Genomic DNA, 21,687 nt, shown 5'->3' with positions numbered 1-21,687 from the left:
ACGCGAACGTGGACGCCGAGCTGACCAACAGGAGCCGGGACGCGATCAACGCGGCCAGCAACCGGGCCGTGTCCGAGGGACACCCCGACTTCACCCCCGCCCACCTGCTGCTGGCTCTGCTCCAGGGCCAGGACAACGAGAACATCACGGACCTGCTCGCCGCCGTCGACGCCGATCAGGCGGCCGTGCGCGCGGGCGCCGAGAAGATCCTGGCCGGCCTGCCCAGCGTGACCGGCTCCACCGTCTCGCCGCCCCAGCCCAACCGCGAGCTGCTGAGCGTCGTCGCCGAGGCCCAGGCCAAGGCGAAGGAACTGGGCGACGAGTACGTCTCCACCGAGCACCTCCTGATCGGGATCGCGGAGAAGGGCGGCCAGGCCGGGGACGTACTCTCCCGGCAGGGGGCGAACGCCAGGAAGTTGCAGGAGGCGTTCCAGAAGGCAAGGGGAGGACGCCGGGTGACCACCGCCGATCCGGAGGGCCAGTACAAGGCCCTGGAGAAGTTCGGGACCGACTTCACTGCCGCCGCGCGGGAGGGCAAGCTCGATCCCGTCATCGGCCGGGACCAGGAGATCCGGCGGGTCGTCCAGGTGCTCAGCCGCCGTACGAAGAACAACCCGGTGCTGATCGGTGAGCCCGGTGTCGGCAAGACCGCCGTCGTCGAGGGGCTCGCCCAGCGGATCGTCAAGGGCGACGTGCCCGAGTCGCTGAAGAACAAGCGCCTGGTCGCGCTCGACCTGGGCGCGATGGTCGCCGGCGCGAAGTACCGAGGCGAGTTCGAGGAGCGACTGAAGACCGTGCTCGCGGAGATCAAGGACTCCGACGGGCAGATCATCACCTTCATCGACGAGCTGCACACAGTCGTCGGCGCGGGCGCCGGCGGCGACTCCGCGATGGACGCCGGCAACATGCTGAAGCCGATGCTGGCCCGCGGTGAGCTGCGCATGGTCGGCGCCACCACCCTCGACGAGTACCGCGAGCGCATCGAGAAGGACCCGGCGCTGGAGCGCCGCTTCCAGCAGGTGCTGGTCGCCGAGCCGACCGTCGAGGACACCATCGCCATCCTGCGCGGACTCAAGGGCCGCTACGAGGCCCACCACAAGGTCGTCATCGCGGACGCGGCGCTGGTCGCCGCCGCCACCCTCTCCGACCGCTACATCACCTCCCGCTTCCTCCCCGACAAGGCCATCGACCTCGTCGACGAGTCCGCCTCACGGCTCCGGATGGAGATCGACTCCTCGCCCGTCGAGATCGACGAGCTCCAGCGGTCCGTGGACCGGCTGCGCATGGAGGAGATGGCCCTCGACAAGGAGACCGACGCCGCCTCCCGCGAGCGCCTGGAGCGCCTGCGCCGCGACCTCGCCGACAAGGAGGAGGAGCTGCGCGGCCTCACCGCCCGCTGGGAGAAGGAGAAGCAGTCCCTCAACGCCGTCGGTGAACTCAAGGAGAAACTGGACGAGTTGCGCGGCCAGGCCGAACGCGCCCAGCGCGACGGCGACTTCGACACCGCCTCCAAGCTCCTCTACGGCGAGATCCCCACGCTGGAGCGGGCGTTGGAGGAGGCATCCGAGGCCGAGGAGGAGGCCGCCGCGTCCAAGAACACCATGGTCAAGGACGAGGTCGGCGCCGACGACATCGCGGACGTCGTCGCCTCCTGGACCGGCATCCCGGCGGGCCGGCTGCTGGAGGGCGAGACCCAGAAGCTGCTCCGCATGGAGGACGAGCTGGGCCGCCGCCTCATCGGCCAGACCGAGGCCGTACGCGCGGTGTCCGACGCCGTACGCCGCAGCCGGGCCGGTATCGCCGACCCGGACCGCCCGACCGGCTCCTTCGTCTTCCTGGGCCCGACGGGCGTCGGCAAGACGGAGCTGGCGAAGGCGCTGGCCGACTTCCTCTTCGACGACGAGCGGGCCATGATCCGCATCGACATGTCGGAGTACAGCGAGAAGCACAGCGTGGCCCGGCTGGTCGGCGCGCCCCCCGGCTACATCGGCTACGAGGAGGGCGGCCAGCTGACGGAGTCCGTCCGCAGGCGCCCGTACTCCGTGGTCCTGCTCGACGAGGTGGAGAAGGCCCACCCGGAGGTCTTCGACATCCTCCTCCAGGTCCTCGACGACGGCCGCCTCACCGACGGCCAGGGCCGCACGGTCGACTTCCGCAACACCATCCTGATCCTCACCTCGAACCTGGGCAGCCAGTACCTGGTCGACCCGCTCACCACCGAGGTGGTGAAGAAGCAGCAGGTCATGGACGTGGTGCGGGCCTCCTTCAAGCCGGAGTTCCTCAACCGCCTGGACGACCTGGTCGTCTTCTCCGCGCTGGACAAGGCGGAGCTGGAGCGCATCGCGAAGCTCCAGATCGACCGCCTCGCCAAGCGTCTCGCCGAGCGCCGCCTCACCCTGGAGATCACCCCCGCGGCCCTGGCCTGGCTCGCCGACGAGGGCAACGATCCGGCCTACGGCGCCCGCCCCCTGCGCCGCCTCGTCCAGACCGCCATCGGCGACCGCCTCGCCAAGGAGATCCTCTCCGGCGAGATCAAGGACGGCGACACGGTCCGCGTGGACACGTTCGGCGAGGGAGAGGGCCTGATCGTGGGTCCGGTACCGGCGCAGACTTCGGGCAAGACGCTGTAGTCGCCTGTGCCGAAGCAGGCCCGTCACCCTCGTGGGTGGCGGGCCTATATCCGTTCGCGAACGAGGACTAGCATGGGGAACACAGGGTCAATCGCGCGAATCACTTGTTCACAAGCTCGGGAAGTGAGGTGTACCCGCCGTGCTGCTCAGCTTCCGGGTGGCCAATCACGGCTCACTGCGCGAGCCGCAGGAGCTGAATCTCGTACCCGTCTACGAGGACGAGCGGCCCGCGCTGACGGTGGCGGCGATCTACGGGGCGAACGCGTCGGGGAAGTCGACGGTGCTGGACGCGTACCGGTTCTTCCTGGCAGCCGTGGAGGAATCGCAGGCGCAGTGGCTTCCCGATGCTCCTGTCGAGCGGCGGCCGTTCCTTCTGGACCACGACAGCAGGCGCGAACCCTCCAGGTACGCCGTGGACGTGCTGGTGGACCAGGTCCGCTACGTGTACGGGTTCGCGGTCTCGGACCGCAGCGTCGAGGAGGAGTGGCTCTACTCCTATCCCAGGGGCCGCAAGCGCGTCCTCTTCGAACGCCGGGCGATGGACGTGACCTTCGGGACGACACTGTCCGGTGAGCGGGTCGCCGCCGAGCGCGTGATGCGACCGAACAGCTTGTACCTCTCCGCCGCCGCGCAGAACGCGCACGTGGAGCTGAGCAGGGTTTGGCGGGCCATCAAGGGGGCCGCGGTCGTCTCGGACGACATTCGGCACGCGATCACTCAGGGAGGTGCCTTGCTCGCCAGGGTTCTCGCCGTCTTCGAGGAGGCGGGACTCGCACGAGGGGCCGACGTGCTCACGGCGGCCGACCTCGGGGTGCAGGGGGTGCGCGAGACCAGCGACGAGGACCCGATCAGCAAGATCCTCCGGCGTCACCAGGACTGGGAGAACTTGTCGACCGACACCAGGGCTGCCATTGGCAAGAAGATGGCGTTCGTGCACACCGTGGGGGACGAGGAGTTCCTGCTCCCGGCGCAGGACGAGTCGGCGGGCACCAAGACCTGGTTGAACCTGATGAGCTGGGCGTTGATGGCGGTGCACCAAGGCCAGCAGCTGTGGATCGACGAGGTGGACGTCAGCCTGCATCCCCTCCTCACCGCGAAGCTCCTGAAGCTCTTCCAGAGCCCGGAACTCAACCCCCGCGGCGCACAGCTGATCTTCACCACGCACAGCGCCACACTCCTCGGCACCATGCTCGGCGAGGAGGTCCTGCGCCGGGACCAGATCTGGTTCGTCGAGAAGAGCGCGGAGACCGGCGCGTCCGAGCTGTATCCGCTCAGCGACTTCAAGCCCCGCAAGGGGGAGAACTTCGAGCGCCGGTATCTGGCCGGCAGCTACGGCGCGGTGCCCGTCCTGCCGGACACGGCACTGGAGGACGTGGTCAGGGCGTACTGGGGGGCTCATGGCAAGGCCGTTTCCGCGTGAGGGGTCGGGCCGCAGGCGTGGCCCCACCCGCAGGTCCGCGCGGACGATGCTCGTCGTCTGCGGCAGCAAGGAGACCGAACGTCAGTACCTCCAGGGGCTGAGGGAACACCTCCGCAACCCCGCCGTCTCCGTCGTCGTCCGCGGCAAGGCCTGCTCGCCGACCCAGCTCGTCGACTACGCCAAGAAACAGCGCGGCCTCAGCAAGGGCAGCTTCGACGAGGTGTGGTGCGTCTTCGACGTGGATCAGTTCGTGGATGTCGCCGAGGCGGCCGCGGCCGCGCGCAAGGCGGGCATCATGGTGGCGGTCTCCAACCCGTGCTTCGAATTGTGGCTGCTGCTGCACTTCGCATCGCAGACAGCGCACGTGGCGACGTACAAGAAGCTGCTGCCACTGCTCCAGAAACATGTGCCGGGATACGACAAGACACGGGTCGACTTCGCGGTCTACCGCGAAGGTCGCGCCCATGCGGTGGAGCATGCGCGGAAGCTCGATCCGACCGGTGAAGCCCACATGCGGAACCCGTCGACGGGCGTATGGCGGCTGGTGGCACGTATGGAGGAAGGCTGACCGCGCCGCACCCGCCGATTCTCCTCATGCAGGGCAGAAAGTGATGGACCGGGGGTACCCGAAAGGTTCCCGGCCACGCTCGTAGCTGAATCCCCTCCCGGATCCGGCCAAGGGCGACGAACCACGCGGGGCGGGGGTTGCCACTCCCGCCCCCGCATGGGGGAGGATGGCGGAATCCGTACGAAGGGAAAATCACGGTGAGCATCGACCCGTCCTCGATTCCGAACTTCGGGGGCCAGCCCGAGCCGCAGCCCGGCCCGCCGCCCGGCCCCGTGGTCCCGGATCAGGACCTCGTGAAGCAGCTCCTGGACCAGATGGAGCTGAAGTACGTCGTCGACGACGAGGGTGACCTCGCGGCGCCGTGGGAGGAATTCCGTACGTACTTCATGTTCCGTGGCGAGGGTGACCAGCAGGTCTTCTCGGTGCGTACGTTCTACGACCGCCCGCACCAGATCGACGAGAAGCCGGCCCTGCTGGAGACCATCGACGACTGGAACCGCCGCACGCTGTGGCCCAAGGTCTACAGCCACACCCACGACGACGGCACGGTCCGTCTCATCGGCGAGGCCCAGCTGCTGATCGGCACCGGCGTCAGCCTGGAGCACTTCGTCTCGTCGACGGTGAGCTGGGTACGCGCGGCCATCGAGTTCGACAAGTGGCTCGTCGAGCAGCTCGGCCTGGCCGAGGACGTCGACGAGGCCGAAAAGCCCAAGGACGACGAGGGCGACCAGGGCGACGTGTAACCGCTCCGCACCCCTCCGCGGCCCCCGGTGGCCATCCACCCCGGGGACGAGGGGAGGCCTGGCCCACGACGGCCGGACAGCCCCGCAGACAAGCCCGCAGACAGACCCACAAGAGCCCGGCCGAAGCGCCTGCCACCACAGCGGCGCGCTCCTGCCGGGCTCTCGTCGTCCGGGGCGAGGGTGCTGCGACGCAGGGTGGCGCGGGAACCACAGGTCTTGTGGTTCGACCAATCCGCCGTGATCCAAGGTGACATGTGGCCGGCATCGCCGGCCCCTCACGGCCAGGTGCGCTCGATGCGGTCGTACCGCACGGCGTAGACCGCCGGGCCGCCTTTTCTTTCCCCCGGTTCTTTCAGGAGGTCAGCGGCCCGCCGGACCCTCGTGGACAAGGGCTCGGTGAGCCCGGAAGACGGACGGCGGCCGGGGCCCGGCCGCCTCAGCGGCGGTGGTGCTGCCCGGCCTTCGACTCGCCTGTGAAGACGGCCCAGGAGGCCGCGTCGAAGCACAGCGCCGGACCGTGCGGGACCTTGCTGTCACGGACCGGGACGACGACGGCCTGGAACGCGGAGGCCGTCCAGGCGCTGGGCGAAGCTCTGGTCGGAGGCGGTGACAGCGGGTGCCCCTGGTGGTGGGTCAGCTCAGGTTGCGCAGGCGCTCGGTCGCCTCGGCGAGGACGTCGAGGCGCTTGCAGAACGCGAACCGTACGAACGGGGCGCCGGCCTCGCGGTGGTCGTAGAAGACGGCGTTGGGGATGGCCACCACCCCCGCGCGCTCGGGCAGGGCGCGGCAGAAGGCGAAGCCGTCGGTCTCGCCGAGCGGGCGGATGTCGGTGGTGAGGAAGTACGTGCCCGCCGTGCGGAACACCCCGAAGCCGGCGTCCTTCAGGCCCGCCGCCAGCAGGTCCCGCTTGGCCAGCATGTCCGCGCGGAACGCCTCGAAGTAGCTGTCCGGCAGCGCGAGGGCCTCGGCGACCGCGTACTGGAACGGCCCCGACGCCACATAGGTGAGGTACTGCTTCGCCGAGCGCACCGCCGTCACCAGCGCGGGCGCGGCCGTCACCCAGCCCACCTTCCACCCGGTGAACGAGAACGTCTTGCCCGCGGACCCGATGGTGACCGTCCGCTCCCGCATCCCCGGGAACGACGCCAGCGGCAGATGCTCGGCGTCGTCGAAGACCAGGTGCTCGTAGACCTCGTCCGTCACCACCAGCAGGTCCCGCTCCACCGCCAGCTCGGCGATCGCCGTCAGCTCCTCGCGGGTGAGGACCGTGCCGGTCGGGTTGTGCGGTGTGTTGATCAGCAGCAGCCGCGTCCGGTCGGTGACCGCGTCCCGCAGCTCGTCCAGGTCCAGCCGGAACCGCCGGTCCCCGCCCGCGTCGCCCGAGCCCTCGGACGGCCGCAGCGTCACCGGTACGCGCGTGCCGCCCGCCATCGCGATGCAGGCCGCGTACGAGTCGTAGTACGGCTCCAGGGCCACCACCTCGTCGCCCGGCTCCAGCAGCCCGAGCAGGGCCGCCGCGATGGCCTCCGTGGCACCGGCCGTGACCAGCACCTCGCTATCCGGGTCGAACGTCAGTCCGTACCGTCGCCGCTGGTGGTCGACGATCGCGGCGCGCAGCTCGGGCACACCGGGACCCGGCGGGTACTGATTGCCCCGGCCGTCGCGCAGCGCCCGTACGGCGGCCTCGCGGATCTCCTCGGGGCCGTCCGTGTCCGGGAAGCCCTGCCCGAGGTTGATCGAGCCGGTCTGCAGGGCGAGCGCCGACATCTCGGCGAAGATCGTCGTCCCGAACTCGGCGAGCCGCCGGTTGAGCGCGGGACGAGGGGTGCGGTCGGGGCTTGCGCTGGAGGTCATGGCCGTCATCCTGCGCCGAAGCTCCGGACTTCCTCAACCCGCGTTCGGAGTGTGGCGGCGGAGGTGCCGTCCCATGCGCCGCCCGGCCGGGAAAGCCCGGCCGGGCGCCGTCCGCCCCGGGATCAGGCGGGCGGACCGTCGAAGGAGGACCACTCGGACCAGGCGTCGTCGGGGTGGGTACTCACCTTCCACGAGGACACCGAACCGTTGTCGGTGCCGACCACGATCTGCGGGCGGCCGTCCGTCAGGGTGGCCACACCCACACTGCGGGCCGATCCCGGCAGGCCGTTGAACTTCGTCCAGTCGGCCCAGGCGGCGCTCGGGTCGGTGCTCACCTTCCAGGTGCTCCACAGCTCGCCGCCTTCGGACACGGCGAAGATCTGCGGCCGTTCGTCCGTGAGCGGGGCCGCGGCGAGTGACACCACGCGGCCGTGGTCGAAGTCGAACTGTTGCCAGTCGGTCCAGTCGGCATCCGGGTGCTCGCTGACCTTCCAGCGGGTGAACAACCCGTGGTTGCTCCCCGCGAACACCTGCGGACGACCGTCCGTGAGCCGCGCCGATGCCATGCTTCGAACAGACATGTGATCCGTCTCCTTCTCCAACGCCCGGACAGGCGTTCACGGCCCTCCCCTCGGATCCAGCGTTCGTGTGGCCACACGGAATCGCAAGTCGGGGTCCCGGCGGCAGGAGGCGGCCCCCGTCCGTCGCGCCGAAACCCCCGGCCCACAGCCGGCCCGGTGGGTTTCGGGCGGCGCCGACCTGCATGTTCGTACAGGTCAGGAGGTGTTGACCGCAGAGAACCCTCTGAACTTGCTCAACTCCGCTTTGACCGATGAGACGCCAGGGCATCCCCACGTCACGTACGGCCCACGGGGGGTCTGCACGGGGGAACGAAAGGCGGGTGCCGTCATGGATGGCTTCTTCATTCTCTTCCTGGGCGCGGTGGCCCTGATCGGTGTGCTGTCGTCGCTCGGCCGAGGCTCGCGGCGGAGGCGTCGGCGCAGTTGGTGGGCGGACGGTGGGTCGTCCCACAGGTCGTCCCACGGGGGCGGCGGTTGGTTCTCCTGCGGCGGTGGCTCGTCGTGCGGCGGCGGGTCCTCCTGCGGTGGCGGCGGTTGCGGCGGGGGCAGCTGAGGTCGCGCGTCCGCGAACGAAGCTCTGGACTTGCTCAACTCGGCTTTGAGCGGTCATCGGCGGGGGCATCCCCGCGACACGCAAGTGAGCGAGGCACCCACGGGGGGTCGCTTCGGGGGACACGCGCAAGGAAGAGGGGAGGGTGGGCCATGGCGGAAGTCGGCTTCATCCTGGTGCTCGGCGTCATAGGTCTGGCCATCGTCGTCGCGGTCGTCAGGAGTTCCAGGCGACGCGGCCGGCGCGGCAGCTGGTGGGCGGGCGGGGGTTCGTCGTCCAGCGGTTCGGCGTCCAGCAATTCGTCCTGCGGGAGCGGCTCGTCGTGCGGCGGCGGGTCCTCCTGCGGTGGGGGAGGCGGCTGCGGCGGCGGCAGCTGACCGCACGCACGCAGTGACCGTGGTCATCGGCGGGGGCATCCTCGCGACACACAAGTGAACGAGGCACCCACGGGGGGTCGCTTCGGGGGACTCAGGACAAGAGGGGAGGGGTGACGTCATGAACGCGATCGCGGTGATCGGCATCATCCTGGCGGTGGTCTGTGTGGTGACGGTGGTCGTCGTGGCCGTCAACCGCGGCAGGGCGAACGCGGCGCGCGCGGCTGCACGGCGCCGTCAGCCGGCCGGCCGGGGCGGCAGCGCGTACCGCAGCAGCCGGGGCGACAGCGGTGCCGGCAACAGCGGCTCCGACAACAGCTGGTGGGTGATCGGGGCGGCGGCCGTCGGCGACTCGGGATCGTCCCACTCCTCGTCGAACGACGACCGCGGTTCGTCGTCCGGCGGCGGGGGCTCGTCCTGCGGCAGCGGCAGTGGATCCTCGTGCGGCAGCAGCAGTGGCTCGTCCTGCGGTGGCGGGTCCTCCTGCGGCGGCGGGGGCGGATGCGGTGGAGGCAGCTGACACGGGGCAGCCGAGCTCCACGACACGAGCGCCCGCCGGGACGGAGTTCCCGGCGGGCGCTCGCGTGTGTAGTTCGCGCGTGTGCAGTTCGCGTGTGTAGCTCCGCCGTGACGGGGCAGGCGCACCGGTGTGGTGCGTCTTCACGCCTGAGTACGCCGGGTGGGCCCGGTTGTCCGGCAGGCGCTCCCCGTAGTTCGCGCGCCCGGCTCGGTGGGCGCGCGGGGAGCGCGTCGGCCGACGGGGCGTACGCCTGGTTGAACAGTTGAGCTGGGCTGCCCTCGGGGGGATGGAAAGCACGTCAAGTTGGGTAAAAACGCTGTGGTTACGCCACAGTTCATGATTCCCTATAAATCGCCAACGCAGCCCCCGGACGTCCCTCCCGGCAGGCCTGACCTGGCTGACCGGACCGACCGGGACGTCGTCCTCACGCGACCTGGCTGACCGGGCCACAACTCCCGGTGCCGACCGGGGTGCGCCGGACCCACTCCTCTTCTCTTTCTCTTTGCGTCGCTGCGGAGCCGATCCATGCTCACGACCCTGAACACCGCCTACACCGACACGCGCGCGGCAGACCTCGCCTGGGCCCTGGGGCGCGAGCCGCTGCCCGCGCTCGCCACGCTCGACCTCGAACTCGACGGTGCGAAGCTGCAGTTGAGGCTGCTCGGCGCGTCCCACCAGGTGCTCCTGGAGGAGGAGCGGGGGAGCCACTGTTCGGAGACGGTCGCGTGCATCCCGGGATCCAGCACGCCTCTCCCGCTCGGGGTGGCCAAACGTGTGGGCGACTGGGAGTACGAATTCGCCGCGCGCGTCGAGGTGTTGTCGCCGGGGTCCTTCGCGGGGCGTGCGCAGGAACTGCTGGCGCTCGTGTCCGACCATCCGCATGGGCTGGCCGGGGTGTTCCCCGGCAGCCCGCACGCCTTCACGGCGATGCTCGCGCAGCGGTACGAGGGACAAGTGCACTGGCGTACCTGGCACGCGTATCCGCAGGACGGGCAACTGGTGGCCACGAGAACGAGGGTGGGGGTGCGGGTGTCGGTGCGGTTGTGACTCGGGGCGGAGTGGGGGGAGCGGGGGCGGTTTGGGTATGTGGGTGTGGTCAGGGGTGGGGTGGCTGTGGTGAGTGGGCGGGTGCGGGCCCGGTAGGGCTTCTCGCGCAGTTCCCCGCGCCCCTAAAAGCTTCAGGGCCCTGCGGGCCTGAAAGCATGGGGCGTAGCCCCGGCTTTTCAGGGGCGCGGGGAACTGCGCGAGAAGCCCCACGCACCCGCAGCCGCCCAACCACCCGAACCCCCGAGCTATTAGGCACCCGGCCAAGCGTCGCAGACCACCCGTGTGGGTGACCCAGCGCAGCGTGACCGTGACGGTAGCGTGCCAGGAGTGATCGAGCCGCACGCCCCCGCACCCCCCGGCGCCCCTCCCCCCTGGCGCGGCCCCGGCGGTCCTGGCGGTCCCGGCGGCCATGGCGGCCCCGGCGCCCACGCGTGGCTCCCGGTCCGCCCGGGGATCGGCCGGTTCCTCGTCCTCGCCGGCGTCTTCGTCTGCGCCGCCTGCGGACTCGTGTACGAACTCGAACTCGTCGCCCTCGCCTCGTACTTGATCGGCGACTCCGTCACCCAGGCCTCCGTGGTCCTCTCCGTCATGGTCTTCGCCATGGGCATCGGTTCCCTTGCCGCCAAACGCCTCCGCCCCCGCGCGGCCCTCGGTTTCGGCGCCATCGAGGCCGCCCTCGCCCTCGTCGGCGGCTGCAGCGCCCTCGCGCTGTACGCGGCGTTCGCCTGGACCGGCGACTGGGGCGGTATGTGGGCGAGCGGCTCCCGCTATCTCCTCGTCGCCTTCTCCCTGGCCATCGGCCTGCTCATCGGCGCCGAGGTCCCCCTGCTGATGGAGCTGATCCAGCGCATCCGCCGCCAGGACGCGGGCGGCGCGGTCGCCGACCTGTTCGCGGCCGACTACGTGGGCGCGCTCGTCGGCGGCCTCGCCTTCCCCTTCCTCCTGCTGCCCTGGCTGGGCCAGTTGACCGGCGCCCTGCTCACCGGCACGGTCAACGCCCTCGTCGGCGGTGCCCTCGTCCTCGGCCTGTTCCACCGCGACCTGACCCGCCGCGCCCGCTGGCTGCTGCTGGTCACCAACCTCGCCGTCCTCGCCCTCCTCGCCACCGCCGCCGTACACGTCGACGACTTCGAGCGCGCCGCCCGGCGCGCGGTGTACGGCCAGGACGTACGGGTCGCGTTGCAGACCGGCCGGCAGGAGGTCGTCCTGACCGGCGGCCGGGACGGCCGTCCGCTCTCCCTCTTCCTCGACGGCCGGCTGCGGATCAGCGGCAGCGACGAACAGCGCTACCACCGGGCCCTCGTCCACCCCGCCATGGACGCCGGACCGCACGCCCGCGTCCTCGTCCTCGGCGGCGGTGACGGCCTCGCCGCCCGCGAGGTGCTCCGCCACGACGGCGTACGGCAGGTGGACATCGTCGAGATCGACCCGGGTGTGGTGCGCCTGGCCCGCACCGATACGGCGCTCTCCGCGCTCAACGGGCACGCCCACGACGACGCCCGGGTCCGCGTCCACACGGAGGACTCCTTCGCCTGGCTGCGCGGCGCGCGGCCGGCCGAGCCGTACGACGTCGTGATCTCGAACCTTCCCGACCCCGGGATCACGGCGAGCACGAAGCTCTACTCGCAGGAGTTCTACGGGCTGGCCCGTGAGGTCCTCGCGGTCGACGGCCGCATGGTGGTGCACGCCGGGCCGGTGGCGTCCCGGCGGCAGGTGTTCTGGACGGTCGACGCGACCGTCCGCGCCGCCGGGCTGCGCACCACGCCCTACGGTGTGAGCGCCGCCGACCCCGGTTTCGTCACCGGACCCGACCGTACGGCCCGCACCTCCCGTGCGCCCCACGACTGGGGTTTCGTCCTGGCGACCCGACCCGACGGCGGCCGTCGCCCAGCGCCGGCGCTCGGCGCCGGGGCCACCCGGCTCAGCGCCGGCGGCGGGGTGCGGGACCTGCCGCCGTCGACGCTGGTGCACCCGAGGTACGGGGGCTGAGCGGTGGCCGGGCGGGTGCCCCGTAGGTGGTGGGGTGGGGGCGTGTGGGGCCGCGTGGGCGGAACACGAGCGATAACGCGTATGTACGGGTGCGGTGCGGTGCCTCGTGGGTAGGCTCCACTGCCATGGAGCATGAGGTGTTCGTTCCGGTTCCCGTCGGCCGCCTTCGGGAGGCGCTCGCCGACCCTGAGCGGGTGGCCCGAGCGGTCCCCGGGCTCCAGCAGGACGCGGGTACGCCGCCGGTCGCGGGGCGTCTGAAGGTACGGGTCGCTGGGCACACCATCACCTACCGGGGCACCCTGCGTGTGGCCCCCCAGGAGGACGGTTCCTACCTCGTGGAGGGGGACGCCGCCGAGGCGCGGGGCTCCGGGACCGTGAAACTCACGCTCACCCTCCGCCTTCTCCCGGGCGCCGAGGGCACGACGCTGGCCTGCTCCGGCACGGCCACGGCCACCGGCCGCATCACCGAACTCCCCGCCGACCAGGTGACCTCGGCCGCCACCCGCCTGCTGAGCAGGTTCGCGGAGAACCTGCCGACCGGACCGGACCCCGAACCAAAACCGACGGCTCCCTCGAGGACCGAACCCCAGGCCCCCACCGAGCCCGAGGCTGCCGCTGACGAGGAACCCTCGACGTCGGCTTCGCCTTCGGCTTCGACTTCGGGTGAGGACGAGCCGTCCGCCTCCGTCTTCGAGACCGAGGTCCCGCCGTCGGCGCTGGACCCCTTCGGCGAGGGCGGCCTCGTCGCCGGGGAGGAACCACCGGCCGAGGCGGCGCACGCACGCCGGACGATGATCGGCCGCAGCGCGGAGGAGGTCGACCACGCCCCGCCCCGCGGCCGGTACGCCCCCGTCCCGGCGCCCGAACCGGTCTCCGCGAGCGCCACGCTCCGCTGGGCGGCCCCGGCAGCGGCCTTGGCCGTCGCCTCGGCCATCATCGTCAGCCGAGCCCTACGCAAACGCCGCTGACCCGACACGCCCCCGCGCCCGGCCCCACTCCCGCCACCGTGCTCGCGTCCCCGGCTGTCCCGCTCCAGCCCCAACCCCCGCCCCCCGGTCGGCACTCACCCCCACCCCCCGGGGCTGTCCTCTAACTCCCCCGTGGGGTCGACCAGTAGGGTCGAGGGGTGAGTAGTGAAGAGATCGGGTTGGCCGCGGGTGACGCGGAGGTCGTGTTGGCGCCGGGGAACGGTGGCCGGGTCGCGGGGCTGCGGGTCGGTGGGGTCGAACTGCTGCGGCAGGGCGAGCGGTTCGGCTGCTTCCCGATGGTGCCGTGGTGCGGACGTGTCCGCGACGGACAGTTCCTCAGCGGCGGCAGCGTGCAGCAGATGCCCCTCAACGCCCCGCCCCACGCCATCCACGGCACCACCCGTGAGGGCGCCTGGCGCGTCGCCCGCCACGACGCCACCGAGGCCGTCCTCACGTACGACCTGGTCGAGCCCTGGCCCTACCCCGGCCGCGTCACCCAGGTGTTCAGCCTCACCCCGGACGCCCTCACCCTCACCATGTCCGTGGAGGCGCACGACTCCTCCTTCCCGGCGCAGGTCGGCTGGCACCCCTGGTTCAACCGCACCCTGACGGACGGCGGCGAGGACGTACGCATCGACTTCCGGCCCGCCTGGCAGGAGGAGCGCGGCGCGGACCACCTCCCCACCGGCAACCGCGTCGATCCCCGCCCCGGCCCCTGGGACGACTGCTTCGGCATGCCCGACGGCGTCGACGTCACCCTCACCTGGCCCGACCGGCTGGAGTTGAAGGTGGCCTCGCGCGAGGAGTGGGTCGTGGTCTACGACGAGCAGGCCGAAGCCGTGTGCGTCGAACCGCAGACCGGCCCGCCCAACGGCCTCAACACGCACCCCCGCCTGGTCACCCCCATCGACCCGCTGGAGGCGTCCACGAGCTGGACCTGGCGTCGCCTGTAAGCGGACACGCCTGTAAGCGGACATAAGGGCCCCCTTAAGCTGACTGCCATGACTGACGTGGACGTACGTGGATCCCTGCTGCAGCAGATCAAGGACAAGGCCGTGGTGCACGGCAAGGTGACCCTGTCGTCGGGTCTGGAGGCGGACTACTACGTCGACCTGCGCCGCGTCACCCTCGACGGCGAGGCCGCCCCGCTGGTCGGGCAGGTGCTCCTCGACCTGACCGCCGACCTCGACTTCGACGCGGTCGGCGGTCTCACGATGGGCGCCGACCCGGTCGCCGGCGCGATGCTGCACGCGGCCGCCGCCCGGGGCCGCAGGCTGGACGCGTTCGTCGTCCGCAAGGCGGCCAAGGCACACGGGATGCAGCGCCGGGTGGAGGGGCCGGACATCAGCGGCCGTCGGGTCCTCGTCGTCGAGGACACCTCCACCACCGGTGGCTCCCCGCTCACCGCCGTCGAGGCCGTCCGCGAGGCGGGCGCCGAGGTCGTCGCCGTCGCCACCATCGTCGACCGCGCCACCGGCGCCGCCGAGAAGATCGAGGCGGGCGCCGGCGTCCCGTACCGGTTCGCGTTCTCGAAGGACGAGTTGGGCCTCGACTGAGGTCCCGGCCGACGTTCGTACGACTGTCGGCACGGTCGAGAACACCAAGGTCAGCGGTTACCGACCAGTTCCGGACACCCTGGCCGGAGCATCGGGTCCCGTCTGGAAGGATGGGGCCGACGATGACGTCGCAACCCTAGGTCAGGGACCGTAAGCACAACGCCACCCGCACATACAAGGAGCGGACCATGCCCATCGCAACCCCCGAGGTCTACAACGAGATGCTCGACCGGGCGAAGGCAGGCAAGTTCGCCTACCCGGCCATCAACGTGACCTCGACCCAGACGCTGCACGCCGCGCTGCGGGGCTTCGCGGAGGCGGAGAGCGACGGCATCGTCCAGATCTCGACCGGCGGAGCCGAGTTCCTGGGCGGTCAGTACAGCAAGGACATGGTGACGGGATCCGTCGCCCTCGCCGAGTTCGCGCACATCGTGGCCGAGAAGTACCCCGTCACGGTCGCCCTGCACACCGACCACTGCCCGAAGGACAAGCTCGACGGGTACGTACGTCCGCTGCTGGCCGTGTCGGAGGAGCGGGTCAAGGCCGGTCGCAACCCGCTGTTCCAGTCCCACATGTGGGACGGCTCGGCGGAGACCCTCGCCGACAACCTCTCCATCGCCCAGGAGCTCCTCGCCCGCGCCGCCGCCGCGAAGATCATCCTGGAGGTCGAGATCACCCCGACCGGTGGCGAGGAGGACGGCGTCTCCCACGAGATCAACGACTCCCTCTACACCACGGTCGACGACGCGATCCGCACCGCCGAAGCGCTCGGTCTCGGCGAGAAGGGCCGCTACCTGCTCGCCGCGTCCTTCGGCAACGTCCACGGCGTCTACAAGCCGGGCAACGTCGTCCTGCGCCCCGACCTCCTCAAGGAGCTGAACGAGGGCGTGGCCGCCCGCTTCGGCAAGGAGTCCCCGTTCGACTTCGTCTTCCACGGCGGCTCGGGCTCGACGGAGGACGAGATCCGTACGGCCCTGGAGAACGGCGTCGTCAAGATGAACATCGACACCGACACCCAGTACGCGTTCACGCGTCCGGTGGCGGCCCACATGTTCCAGAACTACGACGGCGTCCTGAAGGTCGACGGCGAGGTCGGCAACAAGAAGACCTACGACCCCCGCACCTGGGGCAAGCTGGCCGAGGCGAGCATGGCCGCGCGTGTCGTCGAGGCGACGCAGAACCTGCGCTCGGCGGGCCAGAAGATCAAGTAAGCCCAGCCCGTACGTCCTGTCGCGTGCGGCGAGCCCGGTGCCACGACGGCGCCGGGCTCGCCGTGCGTGCGGGACGCGCTCGCCGTGCGTGCGGGGGCGGGCTCGCCGTGCGTGCGGGGGCGGCTGTATACCTGGTCCATGCCCGACATCCGGCTCGCCTCGCCCCAGGGCAAGTGGATCCTGTTCACCACGATCCTCGGCTCCAGCATGGCGCTGCTGGACTCCACGGTCGTCAATGTCGCCCTGCCCCGGATGGGCGACGACCTGGACGCGGACCTCGCGGCCCTGCAGTGGACCGTCAACGCGTACATGCTCACCCTCGCCGGTCTGATCCTGCTGGGCGGCGCGCTCGGCGACCGCTTCGGCCGGCGCAAGGTGTTCGTGATCGGCGTGGTGTGGTTCGCCGTGGCGTCCCTGCTGTGCGGTCTCGCGCCGAACGTCGGCGTCCTGATCGCGGCCCGCGCGCTGCAGGGCGTGGGCGGGGCACTGCTCACCCCGGGCTCGCTCGCGCTCATCCAGGCCTCGTTCCACCCCGACGACCGGGCGCGGGCCGTCGGCCTGTGGTCCGGCTTCGGCGGCATCGGCGCGGCCGTCGGCCCGTTCCTGGGCGGCTGGCTGGTGGACGGCCCCGGCTGGCGCTGGGTCTTCCTGCTGAACGTCCCCCTCGCGCTGGTCTGTGTGCCCGTGGCCACCCGGCACGTGCCCGAGTCGGGGGACGGTCGGGCCCACGAGAACCGCTTCGACGTGCTCGGCGCGTTCCTCGGCGCGTCGTCGCTGGCGCTGGTGACGTACGCCCTGATCGAGGCGGCGGAGGGCTCGGTGGTGGTGACCGTCTCGGCCGTCGCCGGTGTCGCGGCGGGCGTCGCCTTCGTGTACGTCGAACGAGCTCGCCCGGACCCGATGATGCCGCCGGAGATCTTCGCCTCCCGCCAGTTCACGACGGTCAACCTGGTCACGCTGTGCGTGTACGCGGCCTTCGGCGGCTTCTTCTTCCTCGCCGCGCTCCAGCTCCAGGTGGTGTCGGGATACTCCGCACTGGGCGCGGGCACGGCCCTGCTCCCCATCACGGTCCTGATGCTCCTGCTCTCCTCCCGCGCGGGCGCGCTCGGCGAACGGATCGGCCCCCGGATCCCGCTCACCGTCGGCCCGCTGCTGTGCGCGGCGGGCATGCTGCTGGCCCTGCGGGTGGGTCCGGACGCGTCGTACGTCCTCGACGTCCTGCCCGCGCTGCTCGTGCTCGGCCTGGGCATGGTCACCCTGGTCGCGCCCCTGACCGCGACGGTCCTGGCCTCCGTGGACACCGAGCACGCGGGCCTGGCGAGCGGCATCAACAACGCGGCGGCCCGCGCGGCCGGCCTGGTCGCCGTGGCCGCGTTGCCGCTGATCGCGGGGATGGGACCGGAGTCGTACCGGTCGGCGAGCCAGTTCGACGACGCGTTCGGCACGGCGATGATCGTCTGCGCGGCGACGCTGGTGGTGGGCGCGGCGCTGTCCTTCGCCACGATCCGCCGGCCGCAGCCGGACTGCCGCCATCCCGAGTGCCGGACGCACTGCGGGGTGGTGTCGCCGCCACTGGAGGCGGGGGACAGGGGACCGGGCGACCTCGGATCGGGTCACTGAACTACCCCCGGCCCGTGCCACTCCCCACCCCCTCATGAGCCAGACTGGAACCCATGACGATTCACGAGAACCTCCTCGGGGGCCCGCCCCCGACGCACCTCCCCGACGACCCGGAGCCCCGCGAACTCCTCGCGAACGGCGCACCCCCGGCCGACGTCGCCGCCAAGTACCCCACCTCCTCCCTCGCCTGGGCCCAGCTCGCCGACGAGGCCTACGAGCGGGGCAGTGTCGTGGAGTCGTACGCCTACGCCCGTACGGGCTACCACCGCGGCCTGGACGCCCTGCGCCGCAGCGGCTGGAAGGGCCACGGCCCCGTCCCGTGGGAGCACGAGCCCAACCGTGGCTTCCTGCGCGCCCTGCACGCCCTCGCCCGCGCCGCGGGTGACATCGGTGAGCAGGAGGAGTATGAGCGCTGCTCCCAGTTCCTGAAGGACTCCTCGCCGACGGCGGCGCAGACGCTGAGCTGACCCGCAGCGGCACATTCCCGCAGGTCCGCCCGGTGTGACCAGGCGGACCTTGCGGTGCGCGGCGCTATCGCCGAACATGCCGGTGGGGACCGGGGCCCCCGTGTCGGAATTCGGCAGGGGCGGACCGCTACCCGGAGTACACATCAGGAGACAGCGATGTCCCAGCAGGCTCAGCCCCATGAGGCTTCGGAGCCCGAGACTCCGCATCTCGACTTCCAGGGCACGACGCCGTACGAGGACTACGTCCAGGCGGACGTCCTCACCCACCTCCAGCATCCCCTCTCCGACGACCCCGGCGAGATGGTCTTCCTGGTGACGACCCAGGTCATGGAGTTGTGGTTCACCGTCATCGTGCACGAGTGGGAGACCGCGACCAGCGCGATCCGGAACGACGACGTGGCGCGGGCCAGGGACGCGCTGAAGCGTTCCGTGCGCGAACTGGAGGCGCTGAACGCCTCCTGGCGCCCGCTCTCCCAGCTCACCCCCGCGCAGTTCAACTCCTACCGCGCCGCCCTCGGAGAGGGCTCCGGCTTCCAGTCGGCGATGTACCGCCGGATGGAGTTCCTGCTCGGCGAGAAGTCCGCCTCCATGCTCGTCCCGCACCGGGGCGCCCCGCGCGTCCACGCCGAGTTGGAGAAGGCGCTGCACGAGCCGAGCCTCTACGACGAGGTCCTGCGGCTGCTGGCCCGGCGCGGTCACGCGATCCCCGAGTCCGTCGTACGCCGTGACGTCTCCCAGCGCTACGAGCCGTCCCCCGAGGTCGAGGAGGCGTGGACCGCGCTGTACTCCGGCGACCCGGACCATGAACTCGCCCGTCTCGGCGAGGCGTTGACCGATGTCGCCGAACTGGTGTGGCGCTGGCGCAACGACCACCTCGTCGCCACGCGCCGCGCGATGGGCGCCAAGGCCGGCACGGGCGGCTCCGCCGGGGTGGCCTGGCTGGAGAAGCGCGCCCGCAAGAACGTCTTCCCCGAGCTGTGGACGGCGCGCTCCCATGTCTGAACTCATCGGTGCAGCAAGGGAGTTGGACGAAGCCGACGAACTGGCGTGCCTGCGCAGCCGTTTCGTTCTCGACGACGCGGTGTACCTCGACGGCAACTCGCTCGGCGCGCTGCCGGTGTCGGTTCCCGGCCGGCTCGCGGACGTCGTGTACCGCGAGTGGGGCGAGCTGCGCATCCGTTCCTGGGACGAGAGCGGCTGGTGGACCGCGCCCGAACGCATAGGCGACCGTATCGCCCCGCTGGTGGGCGCGGCGCCGGGCCAGATCGTGGTGGGCGACTCCACGAGCGTCAACGTCTTCAAGGCGGTCGTGGCGGCGGTACGGATGGCCGAGGAGGACGGTGCGGGGCGGCGCGACGAGATCCTGGTCGACGCGACGACGTTCCCCACCGACGGCTACATGGCCGAGTCCGCGGCCCGTATGACCGGCCGCACGCTCCGTCCGGTGACCCCGGCGGAGGTCCCGGCCGCGCTGAGCGACCGTACGGCAGCGGTCCTGCTCAACCACGTGGACTACCGCACGGGCCGCCTCCACGACCTCCCCGGTCTGACGGCGGCGATCCACGAGGTGGGCGCCTACGCCGTCTGGGACCTCTGCCACAGCGCGGGCGCGCTGCCCGTCGGCCTCGACGCACACAGGGTCGACCTGGCGGTCGGCTGCACCTACAAGTACCTCAACGGCGGCCCCGGCTCCCCGGCGTACCTCTACGTCCGCCGGGACCTCCAGCCCCGCTTCGACTCGCCTCTGCCCGGCTGGACCTCCCACGCCGCCCCCTTCGCCATGCGCCCGGCCCACGAGCCAGCGCCGGGCGCGGTACGGGGGCGGGTCGGCACGCCGGACATCCTGTCGATGCTGGCTCTGGAGGCGGCGCTCGACGTCTGGTACGGCTGGGGCGGCGGGGGTGAGGCGTGCCCGGCCGGTGAGGCCGCGGCGATGATCGAGTCGGTCCGCGCGAAGTCCCTCGCCCTGACGGACTTCTTCCTGCGCTGTGTGGCGGCGTACGTCCCCGACGGCCGCGTCGAGTCCCTCACGCCGACCGCCCACGCGGAACGCGGCAGCCAGGTCGCCCTCCGCTGCGACGACGCCGGCGACATCATGAAGCGCCTCATCTCCCAGAACGTCATAGGCGACTTCCGCCACCCGGACATCCTCCGCTTCGGCTTCACCCCGCTCTACGTCACCTTCACGGACGTGGAACGAGCAGCACGGGTACTGGCGGAGACGCTGGAGGGGGTGGGGTAGAGCGGGGGGAGGGGGAGCCTGTATTGGCTGCGGGCAGTCGTGCCGCTGGGGCGATGGGGGCACCTCCCGCTCGAGCGAAGCCGAGAGTGGGGGAGGGTGGGCGCAGGCGGCGCCCGGCGAGCGCCGGTGAGTGAAACCCGCCCCCGCCCAGCCCCGACCCCGGGCGCCATCCCACCCCGCTGGAGTCCACCCCGCCCGCTCTCCCCCTCCCCGGGGCGGACCCCCTGACCCCCCGTCACATCCCCGTGTCCGCCCACGTCACCGGCCTGATACCGTCCCCGCCAACGGCAGGCGCCTATTCCCCGGTACCCGCCCACCCAAACCCTTCCAAATCCAGTCCACCCCGAGAGGTTGCCGCATGCCGGACGACGACGCCGCAGCCCGCGATGCCGCCGAAGAGGCATCCGCCTTCTCGCACCCCCCGATCGCCCCCGACGCCACCGCCCCCTACGGCGACCACCCGGACCAGGTGATCGACTTCTACGCCCCCCGCACGCCCACCGACCCCGGCGACGCGGCCACAGCCACCGCCCCCCTCGTCGTCATCCTGCACGGCGGCGCATGGCGAGCCCCGTACGACCGCCACCACATCACCCCGTTCGCGGACTTCCTCGCCCGCCACGGTTTCGCGGTGGCCAACGTCGAGTACAGAAGGGGCAGTTCACTCCCGGCCCAGACCGGCCCCACCGGCACACCCACCCCCGTCGCGGGCCGCTGGCCGGAGACGTTCGACGACATCGCCGCCGCCCTCGACGCCCTCCCCGACCTCGTACGCGAGGCCCTGCCCCAGGCGGACCCCCGCCGCACGGTCCTCACCGGCCACTCCGCGGGCGGCCACCTCGCCCTGTGGGCCGCCGGCCGCCACGTACTGCCGCCGGACACCCCGTGGCGCACCCCCCGCCCCGCCCCCCTGCGCGGCGTCGTCGCCCTCGCCCCCATCGCCGACTTCGCCGTGGCCGAGAAGCTCGACGTCTGCGGCGGCGCGCCCGCTCAACTCCTCGGCGGCCAGGACAAGTTCACCGACCGCCGCCCCTACGCCGACCCGGCCCTCCTTCTCCCGACCGGCATCGCCACCACCCTCGTACAGGGCCGCTCCGACATCGTCGTCCCCCAGGCCGTCGCCGAGGCGTACGCCGACGCCGCGGCCAAGGCGGGCGAGGTCGTCGGCCTGACCCTGCTGGAGGACGTGGGCCACTTCCCCCTCATCGACCCGGCGGCGGACGCCTGCGCGGTGGTGGTGGAGGAGATCGCCCAGCTGGCCTGGTGAGAGCCGCCCCGACGGGTCCGGCGGGGCCCCGCACCCGCCCGTAGTACCTGAGACGGACCCGGACAGACCCTCCTCACTGC

20 protein-coding genes are annotated in these 21,687 nt (G+C 71.6%); 17 read left to right on the top strand and 3 right to left on the bottom strand.

Features of this window, described 5'->3' with window-relative positions; translation table 11 throughout:
• Positions 1-8 precede the first annotated feature (8 nt).
• From clpB to PUR53_RS33090, 4 genes are all read left to right on the top strand, one after another.
• Positions 9-2,630 carry an ATP-dependent chaperone ClpB gene (clpB, locus tag PUR53_RS33105; protein ID WP_329899633.1) on the top strand — a complete coding sequence of 874 codons (2,622 nt, stop codon included), beginning with the start codon at positions 9-11 and terminating at the stop codon, positions 2,628-2,630.
• A 139-nt stretch (positions 2,631-2,769) separates the two neighbouring features.
• Positions 2,770-4,050 carry an AAA family ATPase gene (locus PUR53_RS33100; protein ID WP_329910690.1) on the top strand — a complete coding sequence of 427 codons (1,281 nt, stop codon included), beginning with the start codon at positions 2,770-2,772 and terminating at the stop codon, positions 4,048-4,050.
• The gene (locus tag PUR53_RS33095) at positions 4,028-4,618 is read left to right on the top strand and encodes an RloB family protein (RefSeq protein ID WP_329910688.1); all 591 of its coding nucleotides are present in this window, start codon (positions 4,028-4,030) and stop codon (positions 4,616-4,618) included. The genes PUR53_RS33100 and PUR53_RS33095 overlap by 23 nt, the downstream gene beginning before the upstream one ends.
• Before the next feature lie 197 nt (positions 4,619-4,815).
• Positions 4,816-5,361, top strand: a complete 546-nt coding sequence (locus PUR53_RS33090; RefSeq protein WP_329899636.1) for a YbjN domain-containing protein — start codon at positions 4,816-4,818, stop codon at positions 5,359-5,361.
• A gap of 436 nt (positions 5,362-5,797) precedes the next feature.
• Here the strand turns inward: PUR53_RS33090 and PUR53_RS33085 are convergent, their stop codons facing one another.
• The 3 genes from PUR53_RS33085 to PUR53_RS33075 all read right to left on the bottom strand — a co-directional run bounded on the left by PUR53_RS33085 (position 5,798) and on the right by PUR53_RS33075 (position 7,796).
• A complete protein-coding gene (locus PUR53_RS33085; protein ID WP_329910736.1) occupies positions 5,798-5,974 on the bottom strand; it encodes a DUF397 domain-containing protein in 177 nt (58 codons plus the stop codon).
• A 20-nt stretch (positions 5,975-5,994) separates the two neighbouring features.
• Positions 5,995-7,224: a pyridoxal phosphate-dependent aminotransferase gene (locus PUR53_RS33080; RefSeq protein WP_329899637.1), complete on the bottom strand. Its 1,230-nt coding sequence runs from the start codon at positions 7,222-7,224 to the stop codon at positions 5,995-5,997.
• A gap of 113 nt (positions 7,225-7,337) precedes the next feature.
• Positions 7,338-7,796 carry a hypothetical protein gene (locus PUR53_RS33075; RefSeq protein ID WP_329910687.1) on the bottom strand — a complete coding sequence of 153 codons (459 nt, stop codon included), beginning with the start codon at positions 7,794-7,796 and terminating at the stop codon, positions 7,338-7,340.
• 702 nt (positions 7,797-8,498) lie between these two features.
• Here PUR53_RS33075 and PUR53_RS33070 point away from each other — a divergent pair.
• The 13 genes from PUR53_RS33070 to PUR53_RS33010 all read left to right on the top strand — a co-directional run bounded on the left by PUR53_RS33070 (position 8,499) and on the right by PUR53_RS33010 (position 21,607).
• Complete coding sequence (locus tag PUR53_RS33070; protein WP_329910685.1) at positions 8,499-8,723, top strand: hypothetical protein; 225 nt, start codon at positions 8,499-8,501, stop codon at positions 8,721-8,723.
• A 118-nt stretch (positions 8,724-8,841) separates the two neighbouring features.
• Positions 8,842-9,240, top strand: coding sequence for a hypothetical protein (locus tag PUR53_RS33065; RefSeq protein WP_329899640.1), 399 nt, complete (start codon positions 8,842-8,844; stop codon positions 9,238-9,240).
• Between the two features lie 525 nt (positions 9,241-9,765).
• Entirely contained in the window at positions 9,766-10,287 is a 522-nt protein-coding gene (locus PUR53_RS33060; protein ID WP_329899641.1) for a DUF2617 family protein, read from the top strand.
• A 327-nt stretch (positions 10,288-10,614) separates the two neighbouring features.
• A complete protein-coding gene (locus PUR53_RS33055; RefSeq protein ID WP_329910684.1) occupies positions 10,615-12,276 on the top strand; it encodes a polyamine aminopropyltransferase in 1,662 nt (553 codons plus the stop codon).
• A gap of 125 nt (positions 12,277-12,401) precedes the next feature.
• Positions 12,402-13,244 carry an SRPBCC domain-containing protein gene (locus tag PUR53_RS33050; protein ID WP_329899643.1) on the top strand — a complete coding sequence of 281 codons (843 nt, stop codon included), beginning with the start codon at positions 12,402-12,404 and terminating at the stop codon, positions 13,242-13,244.
• 158 nt (positions 13,245-13,402) lie between these two features.
• Entirely contained in the window at positions 13,403-14,197 is a 795-nt protein-coding gene (locus PUR53_RS33045) for an aldose epimerase family protein (protein ID WP_329910683.1), read from the top strand.
• A gap of 48 nt (positions 14,198-14,245) precedes the next feature.
• The gene (pyrE, locus tag PUR53_RS33040; RefSeq protein ID WP_239756290.1) at positions 14,246-14,800 is read left to right on the top strand and encodes an orotate phosphoribosyltransferase; all 555 of its coding nucleotides are present in this window, start codon (positions 14,246-14,248) and stop codon (positions 14,798-14,800) included.
• 188 nt (positions 14,801-14,988) lie between these two features.
• Positions 14,989-16,011 carry a class II fructose-bisphosphate aldolase gene (gene fbaA / locus PUR53_RS33035; RefSeq protein WP_239756291.1) on the top strand — a complete coding sequence of 341 codons (1,023 nt, stop codon included), beginning with the start codon at positions 14,989-14,991 and terminating at the stop codon, positions 16,009-16,011.
• Between the two features lie 138 nt (positions 16,012-16,149).
• On the top strand, positions 16,150-17,631 hold the full coding sequence (locus PUR53_RS33030; RefSeq protein ID WP_329910681.1) for an MFS transporter: 1,482 nt from the start codon (positions 16,150-16,152) through the stop codon (positions 17,629-17,631).
• Positions 17,632-17,684: 53 nt separating this feature from the next.
• Positions 17,685-18,098, top strand: coding sequence for a DUF3151 domain-containing protein (locus PUR53_RS33025; protein WP_329899646.1), 414 nt, complete (start codon positions 17,685-17,687; stop codon positions 18,096-18,098).
• 156 nt (positions 18,099-18,254) lie between these two features.
• A complete protein-coding gene (locus PUR53_RS33020) occupies positions 18,255-19,100 on the top strand; it encodes a tryptophan 2,3-dioxygenase family protein (RefSeq protein WP_329899647.1) in 846 nt (281 codons plus the stop codon).
• Complete coding sequence (kynU, locus tag PUR53_RS33015) at positions 19,093-20,340, top strand: kynureninase (protein WP_329899648.1); 1,248 nt, start codon at positions 19,093-19,095, stop codon at positions 20,338-20,340. Before PUR53_RS33020 ends, kynU begins: the two co-directional genes overlap by 8 nt.
• Positions 20,341-20,698: 358 nt before the next feature.
• The gene (locus PUR53_RS33010; RefSeq protein ID WP_329910680.1) at positions 20,699-21,607 is read left to right on the top strand and encodes an alpha/beta hydrolase; all 909 of its coding nucleotides are present in this window, start codon (positions 20,699-20,701) and stop codon (positions 21,605-21,607) included.
• The last annotated feature ends 80 nt before the right edge of the window (positions 21,608-21,687 follow it).

Source organism: Streptomyces sp. SP18BB07 (genome assembly GCF_036322545.1).
Taxonomy (GTDB): domain Bacteria; phylum Actinomycetota; class Actinomycetes; order Streptomycetales; family Streptomycetaceae; genus Streptomyces; species Streptomyces deccanensis.
Note: the sequence above shows the minus strand (reverse complement) of the source record. Positions and strands in the feature narration are given on the sequence as shown.